The organism is Kitasatospora sp. NPDC058170 (genome assembly GCF_042883905.1).
Classification (GTDB): Bacteria; Actinomycetota; Actinomycetes; order Streptomycetales; family Streptomycetaceae; genus Kitasatospora.
Genome location: NZ_JBHVUV010000077.1, coordinates 1 through 5,003, shown reverse-complemented (window position 1 = coordinate 5,003; position 5,003 = coordinate 1). Strand labels below are relative to the sequence as shown.

General features: G+C 73.3%; 4 protein-coding genes. All 4 read left to right on the top strand.

Annotated elements, in window-relative coordinates:
* Window positions 1-1,947, top strand: a 1,947-nt coding sequence (locus tag ACFVVX_RS37810) for a tetratricopeptide repeat protein (protein ID WP_387952698.1), incomplete at its 5' end; no start/stop codon positions are given.
* A gap of 185 nt (window positions 1,948-2,132) precedes the next feature.
* On the top strand, window positions 2,133-3,059 hold the full coding sequence (locus tag ACFVVX_RS37805; RefSeq protein ID WP_387952696.1) for an NADP-dependent oxidoreductase: 927 nt from the start codon (window positions 2,133-2,135) through the stop codon (window positions 3,057-3,059).
* Between the two features lie 164 nt (window positions 3,060-3,223).
* Window positions 3,224-4,159, top strand: a complete 936-nt coding sequence (locus tag ACFVVX_RS37800) for an AraC family transcriptional regulator (protein ID WP_387952694.1) — start codon at window positions 3,224-3,226, stop codon at window positions 4,157-4,159.
* Between the two features lie 101 nt (window positions 4,160-4,260).
* Window positions 4,261-5,003: NB-ARC domain-containing protein (locus tag ACFVVX_RS37795; protein ID WP_387952692.1), on the top strand; the 743-nt coding region annotated here is incomplete at its 3' end.

Sequence of the window (5,003 nt, the reverse complement as noted above, 5' to 3'; positions counted from 1 at the left end):
GACAACGCCGAGGACCCGGCCCACCTCCGCCCCTACACCGGCGCCCTCGCCTCCGGCCACCACCTCATCACCACCCGCCGCGCCACCGGCTGGCCGCGTACCACCCCGACCCGGTCACTCGGCACCCTCGCCCCCGAGGAGGCCGCCCAACTCCTGTGCACCTACGCCCTCGGCGACACCGAACCGACCCCGAGCGACCTCCAACACGCCCGCCTACTGGCCGCCGACCTCGGCCACCTCCCCCTCGCCCTCGACCAGGCCGGCGCCTACCTCGCCCAACACCCCACCGTCACCCTCGACACCTACCGACGCACCCTCGACACCAAACTCGCCAAAGCCGCCGACGGCATCGACCCCGAACGCACCATCGCGAACATCTGGACCCACACCCTCGCCGTCCTCGACGACCGCAGCCCCCTCGCCGTCACCATCCTCAACACCCTCGCCTGGCTCGCCCCCGACGACATCCCCGTCACGCTCCTCGGTCACCTCAGCCACCTCAGCCACCTCAGCCACCTCGGTCACCTCGGCCACCTCGGCCACCTCGACGCCGAGGAGGAACTCGCCGAGGCGCTGGGCATCCTGCGCAGCTACAGCATGATCACCCTCACTCGCGAGACCATCAGCATCCACCGCCTCGTCCAGACCGTCCTGCGCGGTCAAGCCGACCACCCCGGCCGCACCGAGGCCGAACTCGCCCTCGCCCAAGCCCTCGACGCGCTCCCCGAACCCCCCGAACTCGGACCGGCCCCCGCCTGGGACCAGCTCATCCCCCACCTCACCGCCCTCGCCGCCACCACCCCGCCCGACCACCACGAGGACCTCGCCGCCGAGCACTACTTCACCGCCGCCCAGCACCTCTACCGCCAGGGCCACGACGCCCGAACCATCCCACTGCGGCACATCGTGCTCGCCCGCTGCGAACTGCTGCTGGGGGACACCCACCCCGACACCCTCGCCAGCCGGCACAACCTCGCCGCCGCCCACGACGCGGCGGGCGACCTCGACCGCGCCATCCCCCTCTACGAGAGCGCCCTCGCCCGAAGCGAGGAGGCCCTCGGCCCCACCCACCCCCACACCCTCACCACCCGCAGCAACCTCGCCAACGCCTACGAGTCGGCCGGCAAGGTCGAGCTCGCCATCACCCTGGCCGGGCAGAGCCTCGCCCGGTGCGAGCAGCAGCTCGGCGACACCCACCCCGACACCATCGCCGCACGCACCAACCTCGCCCAGATCCAGGCCGCCATCGACGGCCTCGGCCGTGCCATCCCCGTGCTGGAGTCCACGCTCACCCAGTGCGAGGAGGTCCTCGGCGAGACTCACATCGAAACCATCACCACGCGCAACAACCTCGCCGCCGCCTACGCCTCAGCGGGCGAGCTCGACCGCGCCATCCCCCTGTACGAGACCGCCCTCGCCCAGAGCGAGCAGGTCCTCGGCGACACGCACCCCCGGACCCTCACCACCCGCAACAACCTCGCGTTCGCCTACCGGGAGGCCGGCGACCTCGACCGCGCCACCGCGCTGAACGAGACCAGCCTCCCCCAGTGCGAACAGGTCCTCGGCGAAGCCCACCTCGAAACCGTCACCACCCGCAACAACCTCGCCCTCCTCCACTCGATGGCGGGGGACCTCCACCGCGCTCTCTCCCTGCTCGAAACCAGCCTCGCCCACCAGGAACAGACCCTCGGGCCCACCCACCCCGACACCGTCATCACCCGCAACGAGGTCGCCTACCTTTGCCAGGAGCTCGGCTACCTCGACCGCGCCATCCCCCTCTACGAGACCGTGCTCGTCCAGGCCGAGGAGGTCTTCGGCCCCGCCCACGCCAACACCGTCCTGACCCGCGAGAACCTCGCCCGCGCCCGTCGCCGGCGCGCCGCGGCCCGGCCTGGCCGCCGCCGGTGGCAGTGGTGGCGGCGCCGTCCCAAGGACAGCTCCGACTGACCGGCCCCACCACAACCCCGCCGCCCCGGAGCCCGGAAGAGCCCAGAAGCCCGGCCGGCGAGACGCTGGGACATCTTCGGGAGACAGAAGGATATTCATCGGATCGTTCGATCTTCCTAGAGTTGAGGACATCGAGAACGAAGCGGCCGGACGACCTGGCCGGCCGATCACCGAGGAGTCCTCCCATGCGTGCAGTCGTCCAGAAGACCTTCGGCGGCCCCGAGGTCCTTGAGACCGTCGAGATCGAGCGCCCCACCCCGCTCGGCGGCGAGGTCCTCGTCCGCGTCCACGCGAGCGGCGTCAACCCGGTGGACGTGGCGGTCCGTTCGGGCGGGTACCGGCTGCTCGGAGAGCCGCCGTTCGGCGTCGGATGGGACATCTCCGGCGTCGTCGAGGAGGCCGGCCCCGGCGCCCGGTTCAAGCCCGGCGACGAGGTCTTCGGCCTGCCGTTCTTCCCCCGCGCCGCCACCGGGTACGCCGACTACGTCGCCGTCCCCTCGCGGCAGGTGGCCCGCAAGCCCGCCACGCTCGACCACGTCCACGCCGCCGCCGTCCCGCTCGCCGCCCTGACCGCCTGGCAGGGCCTGGTCGACGCGGCCCGACTGGGCGAGGGCCAGCGGGTCCTGATCCACCGTTCGGCTGGCGGCGTCGGCCACTTCGCCGTCCAGATCGCGAAGGCCCGCGGCGCCCACGTCATCGCCCTGGCGAGCGAGGCCAAGCACGAGTTCGTCCGCGGTCTGGGCGCCGACGAGGTGATCGACTACCGGACCACCGACTACACCCGGGTGGTGAGCGACGTCGACGTCGTCTTCGACTCGTCCTCCGAGGGCACCCGCGCCCTGGAGGTGCTGCGGCCCGGCGGCACCCTGGTCAGCATCATGGAGCACTGGAACCAGCAGCTGGCCGCGGAGGTCGAGGCCGCCGGACGCCGGTTCGCGGGCGTCTCGGTCGAGCCCGACTACGCCTCGCTGGAGGCGATCGCCGCCCTCGTCGACGCGGGCCGCATCCGCCCGCACGTCACCGGGACCTTCCCGCTCACCGAGGCCGCCAAGGCCCACGAGCTGGTCGGCTCCGGCAGCGTCCAGGGCAAGGTCGTACTCACCGTCGTCTAGTGCCGCGTCAGGCAACTTTTGCCGGGCGTCGCGACGGGGCGAAGGTTGCCTGACGCGGCACTAGGTCCTGTCCGGTCGGACGTGAGCGGCGGGAGCCGTCGGACAAGCCCTACAGTGGGGCCGGCAGGGGGCGGGTGTTGGCCACGGCACGAGGGGGGACGGCGTTGGACATCCTGAGCGAGGCGCTGAGTTCGATGCGGACGGGGCACCCCACGTCCGTCCGCACCGAGGGCCGCGCCCCCTGGGGTCTTCGCCTCCCCCCGGTCGCGGGCGCCGGCTTCCACGTGGTGCTGTACGGGACGTGCTGGCTGGTCCCGCTGGCCGACGCACCCGACGCGGAGCCGATCGCCCTGAGCCCCGGCGACGTGGTCTTCCTGCGCGACGGCCGCGGCCACATCCTCGCCGACCACCCCGCCACCCCGGCCGAGCCGGAGCGGCCGGAGCAGTACCGGCCGAGCACCCCGATCGGCACGGTCACCCTCGGCGGCGACGGCCCGCGGACCAGCCTGCTGTGCGGCAACTACCACCTGGACCAGGGCCGTCCGCACCCGCTGGTCCGCCAGCTGCCCGAGGTCATCCACCTGCCCACCCGGCACGGCCGGCACCCCGAGCTGAGCGCGGCGGTCCAACTCCTCGGCACGGAGCTGGAGAACCCCCGGATCGGCTCGGCCGGCATCGTCCCCGCACTGATCGACTCACTCCTCCTCTACATCCTGCGCGCCTGGTTCGAGGACCAGCCCCCGGCGGCCGCGGCCGGCTGGGCCGCCGCACTCGGCGACTCCGCCGTGGCCCCGGCCCTCACCGCCATCCACGAGGCCCCCTCGGCCCAGTGGACCGTCGAGTCGCTGGCCGACCGGGCGGGGCTCTCCCGCGCCGCCTTCGCGCGCCGCTTCACCACCCTGGTCGGCGAACCGCCCATGGCCTACCTGACCCGCTGGCGGATGACCACCGCCGCCCGGCTGCTGCGCGAGTCCGAGACCCCGCTGACCACGGTCGCCGCGCGGACGGGGTACGGCTCCGAGTACGCCTTCGCGAAGGCCTTCAAGCGCGAGTACGGCCAGGCCCCCGGCGGCTACCGCCGCGAGGCACGCGCCGCCTGAACCGGCTCCCGGGTGCGAGAATGGCCGCCGACATCCGGCCGACTCCTCCCAGGGGTGGATCTGTTGAACGCTGCACGGGCCGCCGCCACGGCGGGCGCGCCGTGACCGAACCGCACCGGCCGGTCACGGCGGCGGGCGAGCGGTCGACCGCCGCCCACACCATCGGCAACGCCTTCACCGGTGACATCGTGCTGCCGCTCGACGTCCTCAACGCCGCCCGCGACATCCAGGCACCGCCGTCCACCAGCAACCTCGCCCCGCCACCGCCCTGCCTCGGACGCGGGTACGAACTCGGCTGGCTGCACAGCACCTTGAACACCAACGGCGGTACCGCCGTCACCCAGGCGCCCACCGTGCACGGCCTCGGCGGCATCGGCAAGACCACCCTCGCCCTGCACTACGCGCACCGCCACCGGGGCGACTACACCCTGGTCTGGTGGGTCAACGCCGAATCCCCGGCCCGGATCGAGCAGTCCCTCGCCGCGCTCACCATTCAGCTCTACCCCGGATGGGCCGGCCGGGCGTCCGAACAGGAGCGGGCCGCCTGGGCGACCAACTGGCTGCACTGGCACCCGGGTTGGCTGCTCGTCTTCGACAACGCCGAGGACCCGGCCCACCTCCGCCCCTACACCGGCGCCTTCTCCCACGGCCGACACCTCATCACCTCCCGCCGTGCCACCGGCTGGCCCCGGGGAGTGCCCGCCCTGCCCCTCGGCACTCTCGGCCCCGACGACGCCGCCCAACTCCTCTGCACCTACGTCGTCGAGGGGACAGCCCCGACCTCGCGCGACCTCCAGGACGCCCGCCTGCTGGCCGCCGACCTCGGCCACCTCCCGCTCGCCCT

Coding starts and splice junctions, on each gene's coding strand:
- ACFVVX_RS37805 (WP_387952696.1), top strand. CDS start 2,133: ATGCGTGCAGTCGTCCAGAAGACCTTCGGCGGCCCCGAGGTCCTTGAG.